Here is a 21,050-nt window from a genome sequence, read left to right as displayed (position 1 = left end):
CTAGTCCTGAAAGTCGTTTTTGCCACAAATTTGCCACACTCAAGTGTGGCGGGAATGGTCGAAATGGCAACAATCAGGAATCGCGGCGAGTATCAGTGGGAAGCTCAAATTCGCCGTAAGGGCTATCCAGCCCAGCGAAAAACCTTCGAAACCAAATCCGATGCTCAAGCCTGGGCACGCATGATCGAAAGCGAAATCGACCGAGGCATATTTGTCTCTCGCGTCGAGGCTGAACGCACTGCCTTTCATCAACTCATTGATCGCTACATCTCCGAGATCGCTCCGAAGCACAAAGGCGCGTATTCGGAAATCAAACGCCTGGAAGCACTCAAGCGTCATCCGCTGGCGACACGCATCGTTGCGACCCTCACCTCTTCAGATTTTGCCCGCTACCGTGACGAGCGCTTGAAGATCCGCAAAGGCAATACGGTGAAACGTGAGCTGGCTTTGTTTCAGTGCGTGATCGAGGTCGCTCGCCGCGAGTGGGGAATTCATCTCGCTGAAAATCCGGTCAGGATGGTTAGTCGTCCAAGCTATAACGACGAGCGCTCGCGACGGCTCGACCCGATTGAAGAGCAATACATGCTCAGCGCGTTAGAGCTTCGTGAGCGATGTGCTGACGGCACCTACGCCGATGCATCACACAACCCATGGATACGGCCCATTGTCCAACTGGCGATTGAGACAGCCATGCGCCGTGGCGAGATTTTCGAGCTGCGTTGGAAGCATGTGAGCCTGGATCGTAGGACCGCGCACCTCCCTGCAACCAAAAACGGACTACCGAGAACCGTCCCGCTTTCGCCGAAGGCTACCCAGTTGCTGAAGGATTTGCCGCGCTCGCTGTGCGGTCGCGTCTTCCCTACCACCGCTGATGCGCTCAAGAAGGCCTTTGTACGAGGCCTGGAGCGAGCGAGGCTGAAATACTTGGAAGATTGCGTGATGACGCAGTTAGTACCCCGGGAAGACTTCCTGATCAATCTGCGCTTTCACGATCTACGGCATGAAGCGACCTGTCGGCTTGCGACCAAGCTGCCGAATCTGATCGAGCTTGCCAGCGTGACGGGGCATCGGGAGGTGAACATGCTCAAGCGTTATTACAACATCACAGCGGAAGAGCTAGCCGCGAAGCTCGCTTAAAAATCATCAGGTGTATTTAGACCCAGGGAGCGGGCAAGCTCCCTGACTTGATCATGTCTACGAACCTGTTTCATTGCCTTTTCACCTCGTTCGAGATCCAGAATCGAGAGGTTTGCATAAAAGCAATCAATCGCTTGTTCTCTGCGTATTCCGCTTGGGGAAAAAAGCCGCTTGCGCTTGTTAAGAAGCTCACGCGCACTCAGCTGGGCCGCCTCACAAACCTGTGCTCTCAGTATCAAATCGCGGCACATCCAAGCACTTATCCACTCCTGAGATCGCGCCCAGAGAACTAATTGCTGAAACGTCCCCCATGTCATTCTGCTATGCCCGCTGATATACCGCCGCAACGTCCTTGCCTCGACGGAAAACCCTAATTCCAAGACAGCATTTTCGAGCTGGATTTTCGAAAACTGCGACTTCTGCAAAATCCCATTGAACAGATAGCTCACCAAATTGAGAGGTACTCGCACCGCGAAATTTTTCCGTTCGCTTGCGAAATGGGCATGAAGCTCACGAGCAACAAGCTCGAAGGCCTCATACTCTTCAACACCCAAAGCTTCTGATTCTTTTTTTTGCATGCAACCATTCTTCAGCTAACAGCCGCGCTTGTCAAAAAAGTGTCCTAGATCGTGGGATGCCTCCTAGCTAACACTCGATGCAGTTCACAGCAGCCGAGCGACAGTCACAATGAGCATCGATTACGAAACCATTCAGAAAATCCAGAAACTCGCAGATGACGTACTGATCGGTGTTGCCGAAGTCGCTGCATTAACAGGCTTCAGCGTACTGACAGTACGTCAGCGCAAATTACCAGGGCTTGAACCCGTACCCGGCCTCTCACGCTTAAGGTGGCGACTGGGTGACCTGAGGCAGTGGATGCGTACCGGGTCAATCAAATCAGCGCCTCTCATCAATCAACCCTCTACCGAAGGTCGGCATAAAGTCGGACGCCCTACCAAGAAGGCGCAGGTGGAGGCTCGGAAATGAGTGAGCTGGAATTATCGGTTGATGCCGCCACCGGGCAGGAACCACACGATCAATTGAAATCCAACACCTATTGGTTTCACATTTTCCAGGCCATGGTAGATCACGAACTGGCAAAGCTGGGACCGTATGCATTCGCGGTTTACTGTGTGATCAAGTCCCACTGCGATCTCAAAACGGGACTGTCGATTCCTTCAATCCCAACCATCGCTCGCAAAGCTGGGATCAGTTCGCGCCAGGCTATGCGTGAGATCAAAACTCTTGAAGCCCGAGGCTACATCAGCAGGACGCGGTCCCGTAAACATAACGAATATAAGCTCACGGAAAAGATTGCGATTAGCGACTCGCAAGGCAGACCCAGAGGCCAAGCACAGTGGGAGTACCGTCCAGCCCAGATCAAAAGCACGGTTGAGGAGCTGAAACGTATGCTCTTCAACAGGGAGGCAGTCGGCCAAGGTATTCACATCGAAAACCTACAGATCATCGAGAACCAGACCAACATTGGGTTCCAGATCAGCCAAGCTGACTTGGACCAATTGGCCGAGAGCAATCCGGACATCTACAACAAGCTGTTGTCTATCCGGAGCTCGATCCGTGAGCGAAACACTACCAAGATATGAGTTATACACAGGACTGCCAGTCACCTGACAGGTTGGCATGCATTGCCTCGCTTCAGGTGACTGTGTGGCATGTGCAACCTGATTTCAGGTGACAGACAGTCACCCATACAAGAAGAGAAAAAATCATATCAGCCGGAACGCCGTTCCTAGGCAGCATGCTCCTCACGACCCAACAGGATTCGGATGCAGCAGATCGCGTTCAATAGGTCACCGATGAACTTAAGCTCCTGAAGCTTAGCTAGAGCACTCGAGACCGGCAATTCCCATCAAACTCATAAATCTATTTTCGTATTATGCCATGAGTACAAAATAAGGAAAGCAAATGAATTTAGACCAAACCCTGCAAAACCGGAGTTCTAAGCGGATTTAAATTTCGCACATTACAATTATACGAAAACTCATTAACAATAAAAAAATATGCATTCCAGACATACTTGTATAGCAACACTCAAGAAACTTACAATAAAGAAATCTATACCGACCTGTTTCCAATACCAGGGGTAAATAATGGACAATCGCGAGCAACAGATAAATCATCAAGAAACATCAAAAAGGGTGATCCTATTCTTTGTTGTATTCTCAACAATTGGCCTGATATTCGGGTGGCCGTTCGCAACTCCTCACGTATTCATCATGCTGAAATACAAAGCATTTTGGGCCGTGATGACATTGGGAATTATCGGGTGTGCATTCGCGGCAGATGGCAATCTCTGGTTGCTCCGTAACCCAGGAAAATTACCACGAGATTATTACCAGCGGAAGCATTGGTGGCTTCACGTCTTTAATTGGGAAATTAAGCGGGAATCCCCAGAAACTGAGGCTGAAGACAAGTGAAACTATCCAGACTGTTTGCCTGTATTGCCTTTGTTTTCTCCTGCGTTGTTGTGTTGCCTGTGCTTGCGGAAGGCACAACAATCGGTGAAATAACTACCGCATCCAAAAAAACTGACGATTTGTCCCGTCAAGCTCTTGCGACGATCTATGGCGACGTGGTTAACAACCCTCTTGCCTCCAGCGAGACTGGCGGCGTCGATACTATTCTAGCTAGCATATTTCAAGTACTTAACGGCGCTCTCCTGGTCGTTGTGTCACTATGGGCCTGCTATATCATCTTTCGGAAGTTAACTCGCACGGCTCATGATGGCGATGTGTTTGACAAGCAAAATACAACAGTGTGGGGACCTGTACGAATAGTGTGGGGGCTTGTTTCCTTAGTACCTACCGCCAACGGATGGTCTCTTTCGCAATTGCTCATGCTTTGGTCCGCATCCACTATGGGTATAGGTATTGCCAATTTAAGTACAGATGCCGCCATTAGTGCCTTTGAAGATGGGAAAGGAATGGTGGTGCAACCGGCCATGCCAAGCACTCTCCAGCTTGGCCATAATTTATTTGAGGCCAATATCTGCATGCACGGCATAAACGCCGGTCTCGCCGAGGCCGCTGCACAAGGCGGACTTGTCACACAAGGCGGCTACGTCCAGCAGGTGCCGACGAGCTCCGGTTTCGTCCTAAAAAACAAAAGCTTCATATGTGGTGGAGCCGACATCAATGCGGATCTCGAAGCCCAGTCGTCATCGTCAAACTGGTTTTCCAGCACGATTGATACTTCACAAATCCGTAAAGCGCATCTCGACGCTTTGGTGGCAATGCAAAATACGATTACCAATTCCGCTCTCAGCTTCGTTAATGAAGTTGTTCAGAAAAAAAATGGCGCTGGAGATATTTCGGATGTCGAAGGGGTGATCCAGTCCGCAGCTCAGGCTTACGAAATCACAGTTAACCAAAGCGTCGGTACTAAGCAGGGAGATATTGAAGCGCTCTCAAATCAGATGAGCACGAGCATCAAAGAGGCAGGGTGGTGGTCGCTAGGCGCTTGGTATCAAACATTTGCCCAGGCCAATACAAAACTGACTGATGCCGTTGCCGCCAAAGCTGGCTCATACGGCCCTTCATCGGGTGGAGACCCTGCTGTCGTCAATCTTTTTCAAGGCGCGATGGACGCCTACGCGGTGCAAAAGAGTACAAATACTAATGCAAATCCTTTGGGCGCAAGCGGTTCACAGGGAACCGAAACAAGCAAAGTGATGAGCCACCTTTTTGCTCCAATGCAGAAAATAACAGCCTCACTGGTAACGGATGTTAACTTCAATGGAGAGCAAGGCGGTCAGCTTAACCCGCTCATCAAGATGAAGAACCTTGGTGACACGCTCATGGGAACAGCCGAAGTTGCCGTAGCCACATACGGTGGTTTAAAAGCTTTGGAAAGGGTTACCGATGGTAATAACGCTGTGGGGTTAACGACAAAGTTTGTAAACTTCTTCTCAGGAGGATTGGATGCTGGTAAAGGTTTACTTGATGCAATGTCTCCATTTATCATAATGGCGACCTTCGCATTGTTTCTACTAGGCGCGACTTTATCAATATACTTACCAATGACGCCTTTCATTATTTGGTTCGGCGCAGCAATTAATTGGCTTGTTGTCGTTGGAGAAGCAATCATTGCAGCACCGCTTTGGGCTTTTACCCATCTTGGCGGTGAAGGTGACGGCATGGGACAGAGAACGGCACACGGTTATCTCTTCCTCTTAAATTGTATGTTTCGACCCACACTGATGGTAGTCGGATTTTTCTTGGGCGGGGCTATTGTGGTTGCGGGCGGCACGCTACTAAACAACCTATTTGGAATAGCCATAGCAAATGTTCAGTACGACTCCATGACAGGAATTTTCAGCGCTCTTTTCTTTGTCGCGGTTTATTGCTCGATGTGTTTGAACTTAATTCATAGCAGTTTCAACCTGATTTTTATCGTACCAGATCAGGTCATAAACTGGGTAGGTGGTCAGGCATCCGCTACTGTAGGCCGGGACGACAATGACCGAACACGACAGGCTATCTCGGTTTTCGCTGGAAAACTAGAGCACATGGCACCTAAGTCTGGCATGCCAGGTAGGAAGCCGGGCAATAGCAAGCCTAGTGGTGGAGACGGCATGCACGGTTAATGTGCTCATTAATTATATTGTCTAGGGGAGTTAATTATGCTTTCTTTAATTAAGATTATTCATTGGTTAGGAAATATGTTAAGCCTAATCATAGTTTGGGTAGCAATTGTAATTATCTATAATAGCCACGCCCTGCGGCCGCTTGGGCTGATCGGCCTGACCTTTGTCTGGATGTTTGGAGGCAGCTTGCTCATCAAAACCTTAAAGAGCCGCTACGCGGAGCGACTGCATAAGATAGTTATGTCAATCGCTCCGGCGGGCTTTTCAGCCAAGGTCCAGATTTCTGATGAAGCGGGCCGTCGCTACGTGGGAATAGACCCAAAAGCAGGCACGGCTGTCTTGATCGACGATTACAACGGTATCCAAAAAGTCATGCCACTCTCAGAAATCACAGAGTGGGCCACCGATATAACCTCAGAGAAGCACTTCCAGTACGTCATATTGCGATTTAGAAATTATGACTATCCATCAATAACCATACCCGTGCGAACGCACGATATGGAACGTATCACATCGCAGCTGATAACCGCGATGGGATAAAAAAAACCGGGCTCAAGGCCCGGTTTTTTTATCCCAGTTGGGTGGGAATTTCGTTTAGTACCAGGATCTCGTGTTCGGCCATCCCATGTCGGCGCTGCTTGAGGGAGGATTCTGACGTTAGCACCAGATGCTCCAGCCCCTGATGCGCTCCACCTCATCAAAGCTGATTTAGGCGCGGCGCCGGCCATGCATGCGCCCACTCCCCTGTCACAATGGCCGGCAGGCTAATACTTGGCGAAGACAGAGCAAGCGGCTGGCTCACGCTCGCATGACCTTGTTCCAATCGATGGCATGTCCGGCGGCTTCGAGTTCACGGCCCAAGGTTTGCTTCCACCCATTGCCGTCCCTGGCCTCCCAAACGACACCCGCGAAATCACTGAGGATCTCCACAGTGCCGCGCTTCAGCGCAAACACTTTGTCGCGACCGAGACGACCGAGGAAATAACCCAGCTCTAACAAGACGTTCTGTCGGGCTCGCGGTACCGGCGTAGCGCCCTTGGCGCAGCCCTCATCGTCAGGGGGTAAGTAGCACCACGGCAAAACGCAGGTTGACAAACTGCTACACGGTGTTGAAAAAGTGGTCTGCGCCGATGCGGGCTATATCGGTGTCGAAACGCGCGTTTGCGATTGCTTCTGCTCACCTGGCCCAACGCAAGAATAGTTATAACTGTTTTCAAAAAACGATCTGGACGCCGGGCGAAATATGCATGATGATCGGATGGGAGGTCCGAATACCTACGTGTAGGCTTTGAGCATCAAGAAAAATTACCTTGTAGAGGGTGCGTTTATTCTGGTAGCACGAGTTACGACAGAAGCGTAACTCGATCGGCTGGGCAGCGCGGCTGTTCAATTTATGTGCCGAAAAAAACAACAAGTCATCAAACAATGACGAAAAATATTCGGGGCATGCATTTTGATAAAATGAAAGAAAAGTGGACGCCTAAGTTGAAGGGATAATATTGAGTGAAAACTCTACGTGCGAGTAGTTCCTTTGAAAAAACAGAGAGAGCCACCTATCGATATCTAAGTATATAAGCTCGGTTTCCTTCATAAGAATTACAGTTTTAAAATGGAGAATTTACATGAACAAGAAAGTCAAAAACAATCGAGCAGAAGTTATTTTATTGCTAATATCCTTTTTCTCGCTGACTCCCGCGCAAGCGCAACAGTTTTCATTCTGGACTTCTAGCTGGTATGTTGTTTTTGATAATCCTTCACAGGTTTGCGAGCTGACATATTCTATGCACCCGGATCTAATTTATAAGCCAGAGCTCAATAGATACAATGGAAAAATAGGTGATGTAGAACTTTATGCCTGTGGGGGGAATGATGGAATTAGTGATATTTTTTTTGGTGGCTCTAGTCACATGGTAATAGATTGTAAACCGGGCTCTTCGCTGGATCACTCTACAGGAAGATGTAAAGAAACCGCTCAAAAAGGTAAACCGTTAGAACCTCTTTTGTGTAGCAATCCCTCTAGCGAAGTAGGAAATCCTATCAACTCAGCTAATGGTAATAAGTTTCAACACGAGCATGATTTAAGCGTTGGAGTGCTGAGTCCGATCTTGATAGATAGATTTTATAACAGTTTTGATGGCCTTTGGAGGCATAGTTATTCTTCTTCCTTGTACTTCGGTTCCGAGTCTGTGGTGCTGATTCATGACGATGGGCGAGAAGCCGTTTTTTATATGGTGAATGGTAGTTATAAGTCTGATACCGATTCAGGTATTTTAACGGAGCTACAACAGTCTGGCTGGCGCTATACTGATCCATCAAATAATGTATTATTTTTTTCTGAAGACGGAAGATTGGTTAAAACAACCGCATCCCATGGTGGGGAGTATAATTTAGCCTACGCCGCGGCTGGTTTTGATCGCAGTGTCGTGATTAGTAATACAATGGGGGAATCCATTCAGTTCATGGAAACACCGTTGCGTCAATTAAGATTTGTGGCAGTTAATAATCTGCGTATTGACTATAAATACAATATGTATAACAGATTGATCGAGGTCGTGAAAACAGAAAACAGTGCATCGTCGAGCCGAAAATATTACTATGAAGATGAGCGTAATACTGGCTGGTTGACTGGAATATCAGACGAAAGAGGGGTTCGCTTTGCGACTTGGGCTTATGATGGACAAGGCAGGTCTACAATGAGCCAGCATGCCGGTGGGGCCAACCTAATACAGATAAACTATGATGCTGACGGTTCGAGTACTGTTACTAACGAGCTCGGTAAGAAAACGGTCTATCGATATAAAAACATATCGGGCGTTAAACGTATTAGCTCTATTGAAGGTGAACCCTCGGCCAATTGTCCTGCAAGCAACTCGGTATATACCTACAATGACCGAGGCCAGGTTTTGACCAAAACAGACGCCAAAGGCTTGGTTACCACCTACGATTATAATGACCGTGGCCTGGAAGTCAGCCGTACCGAGGCTACCGGCACTGCGTTGGCGCGCACCACTACCACAGAATGGGACCCTGATCGTTTTCTCCCGATCAAGGTAATTGAACCCAATCGCGTGACTGTGTATAGCTATGACAATCAAGGACGTGAACTCACTCGGCAGAGCACATCCCGATGAGCACTTTCTATTTCAAGGATCTGAGCATGACCGTTTCTTTCTTGCGTAAGGCTGCAGTAGGTATTGCCTGCGCCTGGCTGGCATGTTCTGCCCAGGCAGGCACGATCAGCCGAACCTACACAGCCCTCGGGCAGGTTGCGAGTGTGGATGGCGCACGCACTGACGTGAATGACGTCACTCAATACGCTTACGACGCTCAAGGCAACCTCTTAACGGTGACCAATGCGCTGGGTCAGGTGTATACGCTTGCCAGTTTCGACAGCTACGGCAATCCGCAAAGTGTCACTGACCCAAACGGGGTGGTGACGACCCTCAGCTACACCCCTCAAGGCTGGCTGGCCAGCCTGACTGTTGATTCATCGACAACCCAGTATGCTTACGACGAAGTCGGTGATCTGTTGCAAGTGACCACGGCGGATGGCAACTGGGTCAAGTACAGCTATGACGATGCCCGTAGGCTTATCGGGGTGCGCAATCGGCTTGGTGAAAGCATCAATTACACCCTCGACCCAATGGGTAACCGGACGGCGGAGCGGACCAAGGACGCGAATGGCGCAGTGGTCCACCTTCAGCGAAGGGTGTTCGATGAGTTAGGTCGATTGATCCGGGTAGTCGGTGCTGATGATCAGACGCAGCGCTACAGCTATGACCTGAACGACAATCAGTCGAGCGATACCACTCCGCGTAATCATAAAACGCAGCAGGCGTTTGATGCTTTGAATCGGGTCAGCAAGATCGTCGACCCTTTGCAAGGTGTAACTGCCTTGGGCTACAACGCTGACGACAAGGTCACCAAAGTGGTTGACCCGCGTGGCGTGACGACGCTGTACACCTACGACAGCTTAGGCAATCGCATCAGCAGCAAAAGCCCCGATGGCGGCACCAGCACTTACGCCTACGATGAGGCCAACAATCTCATTCGCAGCACTGATGCACGTGGGGTTGTGACTGAGTACGCCTACGACGCGCTCAATCGCCTTACCAGTAAGAGCTATCCAGCCACGCCTGCGCTTAACATCAAGTTTCTCTATGATCAGACTGCTGATGGCAATCTCGGAATTGGCCACCTCACAGGTCTACAGGACAGTGCCGGGGTTCTGACGTATACCTACGACGCCAAGGGCAATCTGGTCAGGCAGTATCGCTCGGTGGGCGTTAACAGCGGCGACTATTACGAAACGCTGAATTACGGTTATGACGCCGCCCGCAATCTGATTCAGATCGGCTATCCATCGAATATCAACCTGACCTACACGCGTAACAGCGCGGCACAGGTCACGGGCATCAAACTCGCCATCGGTAACAAGACAGCAACACTGGCAAGCAACATCTCCTACCAGCCTTTTGGTCCAGTCAATTCTCTTACCTGGGGCAACGGTATCCTGCTGTCGAGAACCTATGACCAGGACTATCAATTGACCCAGCAGCAAGTCGGCAACTGGCAAACAACTTATCGGTACGACGCTGACAGTAACATCGCCGAGACAGCCACCAGTCTGTGGGGGGCTGTGCAGTATGAATATGATGCGCTGGGTCGTTTGACGCAGGAGCAGACCAATAGCCTCAAAAAGGCCTACAGCTTCGACGCCACAGGCAACAGGACTCAGCGTACCACTACCAGCCTGACCACAAGTGATGCCACGCAGACTCAGTCTTTAACCTATGCCAGCGACAGCAACCGGCTGACCAGCGTCAATGGCTCCACACTGCCTGTGGACGCTGCGGGTAACCACACGCAGATCAATGGCCGTCGATTCACCTACGACAGCCAAGGCCGTCTGAGCGAGGTTTATCAGGCAAACATCTACAAAATTGCCGACTACAAATACAACGCACTAGGCCAGCGAATCATCAAACGCGATTACGTGATGGGAAGCCAGACGTTGGCGGGCACAACCACCTACCTGTACGACCCAAGCGGCAAGCTGCTCGGCCAAACGTTCTACGATGGAAACGGCCAGAAAACCAGTGGTCAGTATTGGTTCTGGCTGGACAATATGCCGCTGGCTCAGTTGACGGCCAACTTCTCAACGCTGGGCGAGGTGAGCAGCAGCAAACTGATTTACCTGCATGTCGATCACCTGAACACACCAAGATTGGCGACAGACAGCTCCCAGGCACTGCTGTGGGGTTGGAACAGCGATGCGTATGGTGTACGCGCGCCTGAAGAGGATGTGGACGGTGATGGCAAGGCTACAAGCATCGTGCTGCGGTTTCCAGGACAGATCTACGATGCGCAAACGCAGCTGAACTATAACTATCACCGGGATTACAATCCGGACACAGGACGGTATGTGCAGAGTGATCCGATTGGATTGGGTGGTGGGCTCAACACATTCGGATATGTTAGTGCGAACCCCCTGCGTTGGAGTGATCCTCGAGGGCTAGCTCCTTGGGATTGGAATGGGAGAGGAAACACGGGAGTCTGCAGCTATTATGAGCAGCGAGTATGCGAAACCACCGGCGACCTAAGTGACTATTACAAGCGAGCAGAAGATATTTGTAAAGGTGAAGATCGTGCAGTGAACAGTCTCCTTACTGTCGGCATAGCCAGCGCCTGGATACGTGGAACGACGGATTTATCTGAATCCGATATCTACAACAAAATTCGCGCTGAGCTAATATCTAACGATAAAAATGTTTCTTCTAATAGCGGGTCAAACGGTGTCACTGGTGATATGATCGATGCATACCATAACGATGTTTTTCGTGATGTGGGTATTGGCCCACTATTTTACGGCGGTAACTTATGGCCACAAGGTATTCCGCCAAACCCAGTCCCACGTAGTGGACAAAATTGATGGCGAAGATAACTATTTTTCTACGCGTGATTTGCATAACACTAGCGACTTCAGTGTTTCTAACTCTATCGCTTTCTGGATATATTGGATGGCGTGAGGTAGATGGAACGGTGTGGGAATTTTTTGAGTTCTCAGTACTCGGTGCTGGTTTTTTTCCTTGGCTAACGTGGGTGTTTATTGCTCGCTACGCGCGAAAAGGAAATCTTACTACACCGCTTGCCGCGGGAGTTTTAATACTATTAATACATTATGCACTATTCGCATTTTTAACGCACTCCTACAGAAGTGTATACATAGTGCTTCTGATAGCTGAATCTCTGTCTACTGCGTTACTGATATATTCATTAAAATTCTCAAGAAAAAGTTATAAGTTTTAGGATTTCAATGTCGCCCGGTTACGCTGATGACTATAGATTCATTCAACCATAACGGTTTTGGCTAGAGGGTGGCTTATCTGTCGATGGAAAAGTACCAAGAACCGTGCAAGCTGCCGGCGAACTTGAGACCTAGCGGTGCACTTTCGATGGAAAGGTGACTAAAAAACGCTGGATCGATACCAGCCTAAGCCTATGTGCGAAATGTAATTTTTGCCAAAAAAAGATTGTTCAAAATAGAAAGCCTGCCGCATACTTCGCGCTGTGGAGCCCGGTTCAAATAAAGACAGCGCTATCCGCAGATAGCTAAATACAATTATTTCATGAAATGCAAATACGCTTGAACTGAGCCATGCTAGAGATAGTGTTTTATTTAAGAGTGAGATTGAAATGTTGATTGTTCGATTTTTTGCGGGTTTAGTATGCTTTATTTTTTCTCTTGGTGCAGTTTCTGAAGAGTATTCGTGGAGTGACTCAGATGCATTTCACTATTCAACTACTTTGGCTGCATGCCGTCATATTGTAGAGAAGCGTACCACTTATGAGGGATCTCAATATCTTTTAGTGCCGGGATCGATAACGGCGACACCTATTTACTATCCTGTGACTTATCCTTCTTATAGGGATGCGACTGTCGGATGTCGTTTTTCGTTTAGACTGGTGTCTGAAGTAAATGCTGGATATGATCTAGTTCACACTACGGAAAATTTTTCGGCGCTTCGCTACGGAGATGGGTGTGCGATAGGGCACACTTACGATTTTATTTCCGGAGAGTGTGGACAAAGCAAGGATAAAGGGAAGCCCCAAGATTTGGCCTGTGTCGGTAATCCGATCTCCGTAGTCTCCGGAAATAAATTTCAGCATGAGGTTGATTATCGAAATGGAAGCCTAATTTTTGGCAGGAGTTATAATTCACTGGATGGATTGTGGCGGGCAACGTTTTCTGATCGTCTGTCTTTCACTGACGGTGGAGCGAAAGTCAGTCTGGTGAAATCAGATGGCACTACCACTTTTTACGAAGTAAAAGGAGATGTGATTGTTCAAGAGTCAAGCGATTTGGGCCTGCTTAAAAAAGAGGGCGGTGCTTGGACCTACTCCTCATCCTCTGGAAGGAACATGAGTTTTGATTCAAAGGGGCGCTTGACGCAACTCTCAACTCCGAATAGGGATATCTACAATATCATTTATGGTGAAGATTCGGTTCGGGTTCAGGGGGCGGGACACGAACTTACTCTCACACTTGATTTGCGTGGGCAGCCAGTACGTCTTCTTGCTGGTGAGCTTGAAATCAAATACGAATACAATGGCGATCAACTTAAGGCTAGGAAGGTAACGTCCCGCGGTCACACGGATGTGCGACAGTTTCTATATGAGGCTGAGAATAAGAAGCTGCTTACGGGTATCATTGACGAGCGAGGCGTCCGGTTTGCCACTTGGAACTATGATGATCAAGGTCGAGCCATCAGCAGTCAGCACAGCGGAGCCGCCGGGTTGACACAGGTCACTTACAATGCCGACGGTTCAAGTACAGTAACCAATGAGTTGGGTAAAACAACGCTCTATCGGTACCAACAGATTGGTGGTGTTAAGCGAGTAACTTCAATTGACGGAGAGCCTTCACCGGGCTGTCAAGCCAGCAACTCCAGCTACACCTACAACGACCGTGGCCTCGTACTGACCAAAACAGACGCCATAGGCTTAATCAGCACCTACGCCTACAACGACCGCGGCCTGGAAATCAGCCGCACCGAAGCTAGCGGTACTACTTTGGCACGCACTACCACGACCGAATGGGACCCTGATCGTTTTCTGCCAATCAGGGTAATTGAACCGAACCGCGTTACTGTATATAGCTATGACACTCAAGGACGTGAGCTCACTCGGCAGAGCACATCTCGATAAGCACTCCCTGTTTCAAGGATCTGAGCATTGGAAAATCATGTCCGCTTGGTGTTTACAAGCAAGAATATTCGGCCAGACGAGATCTCTGTCTCAATAGGAGTTAAAGGTGACCAGATGTGGGCTGCTGGCGATAAGAGATCGAAAACTGAGATCCTTGAGACCGAGAATGGTTTGTTCATCGAGTCTAAATTACCAAAAAACTTAGATTTGATGACCCATATCGAATGGATGATACGTACCTTTAATGGTCTAGAGGATAAGCTTTTAAGCTTTTCTGAAATCCCAGAATGTGAAATCCAGCTTACATGTGCCGTTTACTCCAACGGTGCACCACCTTTGAATTTTGAAAAATTCATTACTCATTGGCTTGGTTGTATAGGTGCTTCATTAGATATTGATCTGTATGTTAGTTCGTCCATAACGACGAATTAACCTATCTACCAAACATAAGTTTGCACAGATAGGAATCCCGCCCGGTCGGCTGTCGATCGGGCTTCCTTAAAAAATATTTGTGCAATTTTTCGATACCATATAAAGCTACATCGGCTGGAGCAGGCAGTAGCGGATCAGAGCCTGCTCCACACTTTGTTTCCCGCCTAATACGAGCAATACGGCGATGTCGGTAATACCATCAGAATCCATGACCTCGTAAAAGATCCGGTATCCGTCAGTGTTCAACTCACGATAGTGCAGTACACCCAGCTCACTCAATTGAGGACTGACCGGGTAGCCCAACGGCGTGGACAGGAGCTTGTCCTGGATGGCATCGAGTAGGGTATCTATGCGTTGAGCAGCTGATGAGAATCCCTGAGTGATAGCCAGGTGCTCGACCTGATCTTCAATGCTTTGCTGGGCAACCTCGGTAAAGCGTAGTGCAAACGTATTCATTTATGCTCCTATTTATTTGTGAGCAAACCTCCTGCTCAATCGGGCTTTGAGTTCGTCAGTGGAACAGTGCTTGCCTTGGGCGTACTCGCGGGAACTGATGGCCAAGAGCTTTACCAAGGCAATGGCCTCATCGCGGCGCTTACGATCCGCGTAAGACTCCACCACGTAGGCCGGGACACCGTTTTGCGTGACAACCAGTGGCTCATCGAGAGGCAGGTCGGCTGCGTTGCGTTTCAGATAGCTAATTGTTTCAACTCGCATGAGTTCCTTCCTAGGGGCGCCCTTTGCCAGGGCACCACGCTTGCAACTTTAAAAGTGAATGTCGAGCTGAATCTCGAACGACAACGCATCATAGACCACATTCAGTCCAAATTAAATCCTCTTGTAGTCCATTTGTTCGCTTTTCGTCGCTTAGCCTTTTCATGCAGGATTTTCAGACGATCATTCAAAACCCGCCCTTAAAGTGGTGATAAAATACGTTATCACCAATTATTGACGCGTATTGTTGATGGTGTACGCTGCTCACCAGCGGCGTCGTTTTGGTGACTAAAATCTTAATTCGTGATCATTGATAGCCCTACCGAGGGATTTACATGCAGGATGTGACGAAAGTCGTCTTAAACGACTCGCGCAGGCTGACCGCCGTCGAATTTCAGCAATTGGCGGCTGTACCCTCAGCGGTCGAGTGGTTTGCCAACCTTGACAACCCTCGCACACGCCGGGCCTATCAAAATGACCTGACCGATTTCTCTGCCTTTATAGGGCTGGCCAGCGCCGACGACTTTCGCCAGGTCACCCGGTCGCACGTGTTGGCCTGGCGCGCCGATCTGGAACAACGCGGCCTGGCCGGGGCCACCATCCGCCGAAAACTGGCCGCGCTGGCCAGCCTCTTTGATCACCTCTTGGACAGCAATGCAGTCACGGGCGGTAACCCGGTCCATGGCGTCAAACGACCGAAGATCGAAAGCAACGAAGGCAAGACTCCGGCCTTGGGCGATCACCAGGCCAAGGCGTTGCTTGAGGCCCCAGACGAAAGCACGCTGAAAGGCCTGCGCGATAGGGCCATTTTGGCGGTGCTGCTCTACCACGGCCTGCGCCGCGAAGAAGCAGCGCAGCTGCAGGTAAGCGATATCCAGGAGAGACGCGGTATTCAGCATTTGAAAATCCATGGTAAGGGCGGAAAGGTGCGCTACCTACCGCTGCATCCAATCGCGGCCGGGCGCATTCACCTGTATCTGGAAAGTTCTGGTCATCATTTGGCTGACAGGAAGGTGCCGCTGTTCATACCGCTACGCGGTAGGCTGACAGGCGCCGGGGTTTCGGCCAACGGGATCTATACCGTGGTCGAGGCCTATGTCAAAAAGGCAGGGGGACAGGTCGCCGGACTGGGCGTGCATGGCCTCCGTGCAACAGCGGCGACCAATGCCCTCGAGCATGAAGCCGACATTGCCAAGGTCCAGGCTTGGCTGGGCCATGCCAACATCAGCACAACCAAGATCTATGATCGGCGGGAGAACAGACCCGAGGATTCGCCAACCTATAAGGTGAAATATTGACTTTCACCACATGCTACAGACTGCTATTTACTGCTATTTGGTGAACGACGAACGCCACCGGCGCTTATGAGTAATGACAGGACTCGGCTTTCGATCAGTCACTTCGCTATCAACGTCTCTGCACTGGGCCGCAACGACATTCGGGGCTTCAATTTGGATACATACCTCCTCAGCGTCCTCTGAAACGCTTAGGACTTGGATCTGAATTTTGTCGCCAATCATAATATTTTCACCCTCACGGCGAGTCAGAAGGAGCATACGATTCCCTGTAGTTGAAGTAATCATCATTGGCACGACGGCCGCGTTAATTGATTGGATAATCGTGCAAATTGCGCTGCTTTGCTGTTCACACCGCGCAAAGGAGATTTGAATATCAGTGCGATCAGCGAAATATCAGCCTCAATTAAATTTGGCTATTGATGTGGCCTGTACTTCATTCGCAGAGGCAGCCCGTGTTCGGCACGGATGGAGTTCTCTGAAGGTTTCTTTGTAGTTGAATAACGATAATTGTCTAGTCCAACGGCACGGAGCTCCTCTTTGCCAGAGCCAGTGCGAGGATTATAGCGATCCCCTTCATCAGCTAAGGAGCTGCCGCTCAAAATATGTCGAGCATGTACGAGTTCATGAGCCAAGGACGTTATCTTGTCCGCATTGTCCATCCCAAGGTGTAAAGGCGAGCCATTCTGATTTAAGCGGATGCTTGCTTTGTCTGGCGACCAGCCGATAATCGCGTTGCTTCCTTCGCCCTTTGTAAAGGTCCCCTTTCGTGAAAGGTGTGATGCAATGAACGTATTTTCGTCATGATTTTTTGGCGTGTATTTTTCCAGTTGTCTCCTGCTCAGAACTGGTTCCGTATAGCACTGGTTATTTATTTCTATCTCTTTTAGGGTAATTTTTCTTTCTTTTTGGCTGTAAAGGGTAGATATTTTTCGCAACAGCTTATCGCCAGAGGGACCGGCGCTGATAAGGTCGAGAGCCTCCTCTGCCTTTTCTTTGAATGCGTGCGCTGCAGCAGGATCATTGCTAAGAGGTGCAATATAGATGCCTGGGTATCGCGATGAAGTAATCATGAACTTCCTTTGGGGTTAAGTGGGTTAATCTAAAAATCAGGTGACGATTTTAAAACTTCTCAAGGAGTTTTCAACGACGTCATGGCGGTAATCCAGTGATCATGGAGATGCTAAGTGGCTTCGTGTGGGAGGATAGTTCCACCCTCTATGACCGGCGCGGTTCGAGGTGTACCTGGACAATTTTCCTGTTGTTAATGGAGCTGATGGTGGATGGGGTGACTCGTCATCCTGGATTACAGCAGCCAACAAACCCACGGCACCTCAGCCGCACTTCTGTCAGGTCCAACCTTGTCCTCGCACGGCCGAACCCCAAAAGCCGAGCCTTGATCCGTACCGCCGTGTGCTGCGATTTCTGCTTGCACGCTCTCAGTAAGCTGAACCATCAACCCGGTGTTCACAATCATTTGTCGTTCAAGGTGGCCGCCGGAGCATTCATTTGGGCAGTGTCCTGGTGGATAACGTCTTGGCAAAGCTCTGCTCTTTTCCTACTTTGTGACCAACGAACGCCACCGGACCACTACATTAATACAAAATATATCGCTATAAATATCAAGTAGTTATTGTGATATTAGGCGTTAATTAGCCTCATGAAAACATTAATTTCTCACAGTGGCAGCAAGAAGTGTCACAATAATGATAGCCAAGTGACATTATCTCTGCAGGGAATGAAGTCCGTAGCCGCTGCATGACTAAAACACTCTAATCATGCCAGGGAAAGGCTCGTTTTTCAGGACTGATATAATGTTCGACAAACTTAGTATTTCGCAAAAGCTTTACTTTAGTTTTACCGTCATTGTCGTCTTCATAGCCGCTTTGGTCGCAAGCTCCTATCGAGGATTTGGACAGGTCGAAGACGCGACCGACTATAATGTTCATAGTTATAAGGTTCTTGCCGCGTCACAGTCGGCACTTGAGCAGCTTGTAAATATTGAAACCGGTATGCGAGGTTTTGTCATATCTTCGAAAGATGCTTTTCTGGAACCGTTAATATCCGGTCAAAAACGCTTTTCTGAAGAGTTTGACTTGCTCAAGCGCTTGACGGCGGATAATCCAGAGCAACAGCGACGACTTGCCTCGCTTGGCGAGACACAGAAACGTTGGCTTGATGAAGATATCAATCAAATCCTCGCCATGCGCAGGGATCTGACCGCGCGCAACACGTCCTCTGACGAAGTGGACAAGCTCGTTACATCAGGCGCCGATAAAGCGAAGATGGACGGCATGCGAGCTACGCTTGCCGAGATCACTGCTGCGGAGAACAAGCTGCTTGTGACGAGGAGCCAGGAAATGGTCGACGCCAAACATTTTGCCATCATGGTATTGATCTACGGTGGCCTTGCAGCAGCGCTGCTCTCTGCAATCCTTGCTACTGCACTGGGGCGCAGCACTACAGCACGCCTGCAACTGGCGATTGATGCTGCCACCGCAATTGCAAACGGCAAACTGGATACTGTGATCGATACAAGTAGTCATGATGAGCTGCCCAAAGCCTTCGACCGCATGCAAATCCGCTTGCGTGAAATGATTCAACAGATAAGCCAGGCAGCCAATCAACTGGTAGTTGCCGTGCAGCAGATTTCCGGGGCGTCCGAGCAACTTTCCGGAGCGATTCAAGAGCAGTCAACGTCGGCCTCTATGATGGCTGCTACCATCGAAGAGCTGACTGTCAGTATTCATCACGTTTCTGAAAACGCCGATGAGGCTCACCAGCTTGCCAGCCGCTCAGGTCAGCAATCCCAAGATGGTGCACAGGTCATCGAAAATACCCTGTCGAGCATGAATGGCATAGCCAAGACTGTGCAGCTCTCATCTGCTCAAGTTGCAGATCTGGGTCAGCACTCTGAGCATATTTCGTCGATTGTCAGTGTTATCCAAGGCATCGCCGATCAGACCAATCTGCTGGCGCTTAACGCCGCCATTGAAGCTGCTCGTGCCGGCGAACAAGGTCGCGGATTTGCTGTGGTTGCCGACGAGGTGCGCCTGCTTGCTCAAAACACCGGCAAGTCGACCAAAGAGATCGCTGGCATGATCGAGAAAATTCAGGCGGGTGTCCGGGAGACGGTCGAAAGCATGCGCACTGGTGTAGTGGAAGTGAACCAGGGCGTCGAGATGGCCGGGACTGCGGGTCAGGCCATCATCGAGATCCGTGACAGTTCAAGCAAAGTACTACAAGTGGTTGATCAGATTTCCTTCGCTTTACGTGAGCAGACTGCAGCCAGCCAGGATGTAGCACGTAATGTAGAGCGGTCGGCGCAGATGTCCGAACAAAACAACTTGTCGGTTCAGGAGCTGCTCAAAACCAGCGGAGGTTTGAAGAGCCTCGCCATCAGCCTGCAGCAGGAAGTGAGCAAGTTTCAGTTGTAAGGTTTTCATCGCGATGATCATTCCCTCAGCCCCTAATCAGGGGCGATAGGCGACCTATCCACAAGGGCCTAGGTGTAGCGGCTTGCAATCGAAAACAGCCGTGCTCGCAATCATCGCAATTTTCGGCTCAGGTTAACTGCGATTGACGGAGCCGTCTGGCTCAGATTAATTGCGAGCGAGCTTGCATTCAGCCGCATCGACTTGCATTCCATCGTTTCCGGCTCACATTAGCTGCAACTGAACCAGCACCGGTTAGCACGTCCAACAAACGAGGGTTTGTTGGACAAAAACCGCTCTCTAGGCGCAGGCATGGTAGGGCTGGGGTGACCGAGTCCAGCAAATCTGTACATATTTCAACTTCTAGAAAATGTGTATTACCACGAGTTTCTGCACTCACATTCAGTTTCAAAAAGCGTGAGCCGGGCAACCTGCAATTTGAGCTGGTCGCAAATATCGTGAGCTGGGATGCAGTTAATCTGAGCCAACTGCACCGGATACACGCAAATAATCTGAGCCGAAAAAGGCGCTGATTGCGAGCACGCGTGTTTCAAACGCGAGCCGCTACATGTAGCTATTACCGTTTGTCAACATAGGGTATGCAATTACCTTTCTCACTCATCCGACTGCTACTCTTGCTTTTTGTACTCAAAGGACCTCAAAAATGAGCAGCTATGATGGCAAGGCGAATGTCACTTTCAGCGGCGAAAATCTCAAGGATGGCGACATTTTTCTCGATTCTGTACATGTCAAATATGACCTTCAAGGCTGGGATTTTGTCCCTGCCATAGCGGTCCGCACCCGTGTAGGCGGCACCCTTTATGTTCATGTTGGTCATCATGTTCGATCTGAACATGCTGATCACGCTGTTGTTCTGCTTCTTGATGGGCCTGATTTAGGCGTCGAACGTAATTTCAATCTAGGTTCTAATAATTTTGAGAGGAACGTTCGCACTATTTCAAACGGCTGGCTTGAGGTTCATATCAGGTAGTCATACCTCGACTGCCCGAAGGGCATTAGGCGCTCCCCGGTCTGCAGGCAGGCCAATCAACATCCGCGCCAGTACGCAAAGTCCTCGTCGCGTCCGTCAGCGCTACGTAGGAATGCACATAGAGCCTCACTGGAACATGTAAATGTCCTAATGTGAGGCCCTGCTCTGCCCCAGCGTTCCAATTATTCGACTCTACAGACGCTGACCCTTTAGGGAATCTCCGAACAAGTCCC

At 49.6% G+C, this 21,050-nt stretch carries 19 protein-coding genes; 13 read left to right on the top strand and 6 right to left on the bottom strand.

All coding sequences use genetic code 11. From position 1 onward, the window contains the following. Window positions 1–54: 54 nt before the first annotated feature. The gene (locus tag ALO43_RS02795) at window positions 55–1,137 is read left to right on the top strand and encodes a site-specific integrase (RefSeq protein WP_235662532.1); all 1,083 of its coding nucleotides are present in this window, start codon (window positions 55–57) and stop codon (window positions 1,135–1,137) included. On the opposite strand, the gene ALO43_RS02790 is transcribed toward ALO43_RS02795, so the two are convergent. After that, a complete protein-coding gene (locus ALO43_RS02790) occupies window positions 1,134–1,715 on the bottom strand; it encodes a hypothetical protein (RefSeq protein WP_054997076.1) in 582 nt (193 codons plus the stop codon). The two genes, ALO43_RS02795 and ALO43_RS02790, sit on opposite strands and share 4 nt — an antisense overlap. Window positions 1,716–1,824: 109 nt before the next feature. Here ALO43_RS02790 and ALO43_RS02785 point away from each other — a divergent pair, with 109 nt between their 5' ends. From ALO43_RS02785 to ALO43_RS02765, 5 genes are all read left to right on the top strand, one after another. Beyond that, window positions 1,825–2,124 carry a helix-turn-helix transcriptional regulator gene (locus tag ALO43_RS02785; RefSeq protein WP_054997075.1) on the top strand — a complete coding sequence of 100 codons (300 nt, stop codon included), beginning with the start codon at window positions 1,825–1,827 and terminating at the stop codon, window positions 2,122–2,124. Beyond that, complete coding sequence (locus ALO43_RS02780) at window positions 2,121–2,741, top strand: helix-turn-helix domain-containing protein (RefSeq protein ID WP_054997074.1); 621 nt, start codon at window positions 2,121–2,123, stop codon at window positions 2,739–2,741. The genes ALO43_RS02785 and ALO43_RS02780 overlap by 4 nt, the downstream gene beginning before the upstream one ends. Window positions 2,742–3,248: 507 nt before the next feature. Further along, window positions 3,249–3,575 (top strand): hypothetical protein, encoded by a 327-nt coding sequence (locus tag ALO43_RS02775; RefSeq protein ID WP_054997073.1) that lies wholly within the window; start codon window positions 3,249–3,251, stop codon window positions 3,573–3,575. Continuing rightward, window positions 3,572–5,743 (top strand): DotA/TraY family protein, encoded by a 2,172-nt coding sequence (locus tag ALO43_RS02770; RefSeq protein WP_054997072.1) that lies wholly within the window; start codon window positions 3,572–3,574, stop codon window positions 5,741–5,743. The genes ALO43_RS02775 and ALO43_RS02770 overlap by 4 nt, the downstream gene beginning before the upstream one ends. Before the next feature lie 36 nt (window positions 5,744–5,779). After that, window positions 5,780–6,283: a hypothetical protein gene (locus ALO43_RS02765; protein WP_054997071.1), complete on the top strand. Its 504-nt coding sequence runs from the start codon at window positions 5,780–5,782 to the stop codon at window positions 6,281–6,283. A gap of 258 nt (window positions 6,284–6,541) precedes the next feature. Here ALO43_RS02765 and ALO43_RS02760 read toward each other — a convergent pair whose 3' ends face one another. Continuing rightward, on the bottom strand, window positions 6,542–6,838 hold the full coding sequence (locus ALO43_RS02760; RefSeq protein WP_083492096.1) for a TIR domain-containing protein: 297 nt from the start codon (window positions 6,836–6,838) through the stop codon (window positions 6,542–6,544). A 527-nt stretch (window positions 6,839–7,365) separates the two neighbouring features. On the opposite strand from ALO43_RS02760, the gene ALO43_RS28145 reads away from it, so the two are divergent. The 4 genes from ALO43_RS28145 to ALO43_RS02740 all read left to right on the top strand — a co-directional run bounded on the left by ALO43_RS28145 (window position 7,366) and on the right by ALO43_RS02740 (window position 14,383). Next, window positions 7,366–8,874 (top strand): DUF6531 domain-containing protein, encoded by a 1,509-nt coding sequence (locus ALO43_RS28145; protein ID WP_083492095.1) that lies wholly within the window; start codon window positions 7,366–7,368, stop codon window positions 8,872–8,874. Then, window positions 8,871–11,675 carry an RHS repeat-associated core domain-containing protein gene (locus ALO43_RS02750; RefSeq protein WP_235662530.1) on the top strand — a complete coding sequence of 935 codons (2,805 nt, stop codon included), beginning with the start codon at window positions 8,871–8,873 and terminating at the stop codon, window positions 11,673–11,675. Before ALO43_RS28145 ends, ALO43_RS02750 begins: the two co-directional genes overlap by 4 nt. 764 nt (window positions 11,676–12,439) lie before the next feature. After that, a complete protein-coding gene (locus ALO43_RS02745; RefSeq protein ID WP_122329459.1) occupies window positions 12,440–13,951 on the top strand; it encodes a DUF6531 domain-containing protein in 1,512 nt (503 codons plus the stop codon). A 27-nt stretch (window positions 13,952–13,978) separates the two neighbouring features. After that, complete coding sequence (locus tag ALO43_RS02740; RefSeq protein WP_054997069.1) at window positions 13,979–14,383, top strand: DUF4279 domain-containing protein; 405 nt, start codon at window positions 13,979–13,981, stop codon at window positions 14,381–14,383. A gap of 105 nt (window positions 14,384–14,488) precedes the next feature. On the opposite strand, the gene ALO43_RS02735 is transcribed toward ALO43_RS02740, so the two are convergent. Continuing rightward, window positions 14,489–14,839 carry a type II toxin-antitoxin system RelE/ParE family toxin gene (locus ALO43_RS02735; protein ID WP_024659447.1) on the bottom strand — a complete coding sequence of 117 codons (351 nt, stop codon included), beginning with the start codon at window positions 14,837–14,839 and terminating at the stop codon, window positions 14,489–14,491. A 12-nt stretch (window positions 14,840–14,851) separates the two neighbouring features. Next, window positions 14,852–15,100 carry a type II toxin-antitoxin system prevent-host-death family antitoxin gene (locus ALO43_RS02730; protein ID WP_011152898.1) on the bottom strand — a complete coding sequence of 83 codons (249 nt, stop codon included), beginning with the start codon at window positions 15,098–15,100 and terminating at the stop codon, window positions 14,852–14,854. 332 nt (window positions 15,101–15,432) lie between these two features. On the opposite strand from ALO43_RS02730, the gene ALO43_RS02725 reads away from it, so the two are divergent. After that, window positions 15,433–16,395 carry a tyrosine-type recombinase/integrase gene (locus ALO43_RS02725; RefSeq protein ID WP_054997068.1) on the top strand — a complete coding sequence of 321 codons (963 nt, stop codon included), beginning with the start codon at window positions 15,433–15,435 and terminating at the stop codon, window positions 16,393–16,395. 33 nt (window positions 16,396–16,428) lie between these two features. Here the strand turns inward: ALO43_RS02725 and ALO43_RS02720 are convergent, their stop codons facing one another. Together ALO43_RS02720 and xopG are read right to left on the bottom strand one after the other, a co-directional pair. Further along, window positions 16,429–16,653, bottom strand: coding sequence for a carbon storage regulator (locus ALO43_RS02720; RefSeq protein ID WP_054997067.1), 225 nt, complete (start codon window positions 16,651–16,653; stop codon window positions 16,429–16,431). Window positions 16,654–16,808: 155 nt separating this feature from the next. Next, window positions 16,809–17,465: a XopG/HopH/AvrPtoH family type III secretion system effector gene (gene xopG / locus ALO43_RS02715; protein ID WP_054997066.1), complete on the bottom strand. Its 657-nt coding sequence runs from the start codon at window positions 17,463–17,465 to the stop codon at window positions 16,809–16,811. A gap of 741 nt (window positions 17,466–18,206) precedes the next feature. Here xopG and ALO43_RS02710 point away from each other — a divergent pair. Beyond that, entirely contained in the window at window positions 18,207–19,829 is a 1,623-nt protein-coding gene (locus ALO43_RS02710; protein WP_054997065.1) for a methyl-accepting chemotaxis protein, read from the top strand. Window positions 19,830–20,490: 661 nt separating this feature from the next. Continuing rightward, window positions 20,491–20,817 (top strand): hypothetical protein, encoded by a 327-nt coding sequence (locus ALO43_RS29875; protein ID WP_147461973.1) that lies wholly within the window; start codon window positions 20,491–20,493, stop codon window positions 20,815–20,817. Window positions 20,818–21,050 lie beyond the last annotated feature (233 nt).

Origin of the sequence: Pseudomonas tremae (assembly GCF_001401155.1) — a bacterium.
In the GTDB taxonomy this organism is placed as follows: Bacteria; Pseudomonadota; Gammaproteobacteria; order Pseudomonadales; family Pseudomonadaceae; genus Aquipseudomonas; species Aquipseudomonas tremae.
This window is presented reverse-complemented; position numbering and strand designations above follow the sequence as displayed.